Genomic DNA, 2839 nt, shown 5'->3' with positions numbered 1-2839 from the left:
CGCCTATTCACCGCGCTTCCTGTGGATGTGGCCGAACGCCCGCATCTCGGTGATGGGCGGCGAACAGGCGGCAACGGTGCTTGCCATGGTCAAACGCGAAGGCATCGAGCGCAAGGGCGGAGAATGGAGCGCCGAGGAAGAGGCGAAATTCAAGAAGCCTGTCCTGATGAAATACGAGCATGAGGGCCATCCGCTCTATTCGTCCGCACGCCTCTGGGACGACGGTATCATCGATCCTGCAAAGACGCGCGACGTGCTGGCGCTCAGCCTGTCGGCCGCGCTCAACGCCGAAATCGAGGACACGCGCTTTGGCGTGTTTCGGATGTGAGAATGGACGGTCAACTTCGACAGCCAAACGGCGGAACTATACCGGCAGGCCGTTGCTGCCGTGTGAAAAGGCTGAACTGTATGGACCAAGCGATTCGCCAGTATAGGCGGCTTCGAATCTCAAACAGTGAACTGGCGGGGGGGCAAAATATTCGCTACTGTTTATCCAGCATGGGGCCATGGGGACGGGCTGGAAATGAAACTGAAATATTGCCAGGGGACGGCTGCTTCGATACTTTCCGCATTTCTAATATTAACGGCGACCGGCATCAGCTCGGCGGAATCGCTCGCAGGACGCAAGGGAGACGTGCGTTTTCCGCCGACCTTGGGTTCAGGCGAATGCAACGTTGCCTACAAGGGTTACGTCGCGGCGAGCGGCCATTCGGCCTACGCCACAACCTTTTATTCGCGCGTTGTCGACCTCTACATCATCTGCGGGACGAAGCTCAACGCGCCGTCCCAGAAGGCGGCGGAAGAGACGGCGCTGCGCAATTGCCAGGCCGGCTTGACACGGTGGAAGCTCAAGACCGCGAGTGGCGGCTGCGCAATCTCGTCATCGAAATAAGCAACCGGCCGAGACTTTTTTGCGAATGGGGGAAGCAGAATGAAATCCGGGACCTGCAAACGAGCAGCCACCCCCATAGTGGCAGGCTTGCTGATGGTGGCGGCCTCCACCGCTGCCATGGCCGGATCGCTGGCAGGCAGCAAGGGCGACGTGCGCTACCCGGTGACCATTCCTATAGGAACCACCGGGGGCTGCGGGAAGGCCTATGCAGCGTATCTCGCAGCCGCAGGCCATTCGGCTTTCGCGGCGACGCCAATCGTTCCGGCGACCGAGTACTTCGTTTGCGGCGTGAAGCTGAATGCATCGTCACAAAAGGCGGCGGCGGAACTGGCACTGAAATCCTGTCAGGCCAGCAAAAGCAAATACAAGGTTACCGTCGCCGGCGCCTGCAGCATCGCCGCGTCCAAATAGACCGGAAAGCGCCCGGTTTTTCTCCTTGGGGAAGACAAAATGAAATCCACGAATTCCAAGCGAACAGCCATGGCGATATTGGCTGTATTGCTGGTGTTCGCAGCATCCGGAGCGGGCATGGCCGGCTCACTGGCGGGAAGCGGGGGAGACAAGCGTTTCCCGCCGTACCTGCCGCGAAATCCCAAGGATCCCTGCACCAAGGCCTACAAGGCCTATGTCGCGGCCGGTGGCCATTCAGCGTACGCAACCACTCCCTACGCACGGATAATGTCGTCGTACATAGTTTGCGGCGGCCACCTCAACGCACCATCTCAAAAGACGGCCGAAGAGTTGGCGATGAAATCCTGTCAGTCCACCCGCGGCCACTACAAAGTCACGACCGGCGGCAGTTGCGAGATCGCGGCCTCGAAGTAGGTACAGCCGACCGCAAGGTAGAGCACTTCCCTGGTAAGGGAGAGGTTTACTCCGAGGGCTTAAAAGGCTCGCGGGACAGCACCCCCCTCTGTCCTGCCGGACAGAGGGGGGTGTTCAAGCGCCATGCTTCCCATGGACTTCGAACCTTACATGCGGAGGCTCCATGTTCGCCAAGATCCTGATCGCCAACCGCGGCGAGATCGCTTGCCGTGTCATCCGTACGGCTCGGAAGCTGGGCGTGCGTACCGTCGCCATCTATTCGGATGCCGACGCAAAATCCCTGCATGTCGAGATGGCCGACGAGGCGGTGCATATCGGCGCCTCGCCCGTCGGCGAAAGCTATCTGCGCGGCGACAAGATCATCGCGGCGGCCCTGGCAACGGGTGCGCAAGCCATTCATCCCGGCTACGGCTTCCTGTCGGAAACTCCCGATTTCGTCGACCAGGTGACAGCGGCGGGGCTTATTTTCGTCGGCCCATCCGCGGCCTCTATCCGTGCCATGGGGCTGAAGGACGCCGCCAAGCGGCTGATGGAAAAGGCCGGCGTGCCGGTCGTGCCGGGCTATCATGGCGAGGCGCAGGAGATCGTGCTGCTTGCCTCCAAGGCGCGCGAGATCGGCTATCCAGTGCTGATCAAGGCGCGCGCTGGCGGCGGCGGCAAGGGCATGCGCCGGGTCGAGCATCCCGATGAGTTTTCCGAGGCGCTGTCCAGCGCACGGCGCGAGGCGAAAGCCGCGTTCGGCGACGACCGTGTGCTGGTCGAAAAATATGTCGACAAGCCGCGCCATATCGAAGTGCAGGTCTTCGGCGACAATTTGGGCAATGTCGTGCATCTCTACGAGCGCGACTGCTCAGCGCAGCGCCGCCACCAGAAGGTGATCGAGGAATCGCCGGCGCCCGGCATGACGCCCGCTTTGCGCAAGGCGATGACGGAGGCGGCAGTGAAGGCCGCCAAGGCGATCAATTATTCAGGCGCCGGTACCATCGAGTTCATCGTCGATGCCTCGCAGGGCCTGAAGGCTGACCGCTTCTGGTTCATGGAGATGAACACCCGTCTGCAGGTCGAGCACCCGGTCACCGAAATGGTCACCGGCACCGACCTGGTCGAGTGGCAGTTGCGGGT

5 protein-coding genes are annotated in these 2839 nt (G+C 61.3%); all 5 read left to right on the top strand.

What is annotated here, in order from left to right; genetic code table 11:
• Positions 1 to 328: carboxyl transferase domain-containing protein (locus tag EN914_RS30510; RefSeq protein ID WP_281034679.1), on the top strand; the 328-nt coding region annotated here is incomplete at its 5' end.
• A 195-nt stretch (positions 329 to 523) separates the two neighbouring features.
• Complete coding sequence (locus EN914_RS30505) at positions 524 to 892, top strand: hypothetical protein (RefSeq protein WP_013532609.1); 369 nt, start codon at positions 524 to 526, stop codon at positions 890 to 892.
• A gap of 39 nt (positions 893 to 931) precedes the next feature.
• Positions 932 to 1303, top strand: coding sequence for a hypothetical protein (locus EN914_RS30500; RefSeq protein ID WP_013532610.1), 372 nt, complete (start codon positions 932 to 934; stop codon positions 1301 to 1303).
• A gap of 39 nt (positions 1304 to 1342) precedes the next feature.
• Entirely contained in the window at positions 1343 to 1717 is a 375-nt protein-coding gene (locus EN914_RS30495; RefSeq protein ID WP_164779025.1) for a hypothetical protein, read from the top strand.
• Between the two features lie 163 nt (positions 1718 to 1880).
• The coding region (locus EN914_RS30490; protein ID WP_127389484.1) for an acetyl/propionyl/methylcrotonyl-CoA carboxylase subunit alpha at positions 1881 to 2839 on the top strand (959 nt) is incomplete at its 3' end.

Origin of the sequence: Mesorhizobium sp. M7A.F.Ca.CA.001.08.2.1, from assembly GCF_003998455.1 — a bacterium.
GTDB lineage: Bacteria > Pseudomonadota > Alphaproteobacteria > Rhizobiales > Rhizobiaceae > Mesorhizobium > Mesorhizobium ciceri.
The sequence above is the reverse complement of the archived record's forward strand: the minus strand, read 5'-3'. Positions and strand labels throughout refer to the sequence as shown.

Coding starts and splice junctions, on each gene's coding strand:
- EN914_RS30505 (WP_013532609.1), top strand. CDS start 524: ATGAAACTGAAATATTGCCAGGGGACGGCTGCTTCGATACTTTCCGCA.
- EN914_RS30500 (WP_013532610.1), top strand. CDS start 932: ATGAAATCCGGGACCTGCAAACGAGCAGCCACCCCCATAGTGGCAGGC.
- EN914_RS30495 (WP_164779025.1), top strand. CDS start 1,343: ATGAAATCCACGAATTCCAAGCGAACAGCCATGGCGATATTGGCTGTA.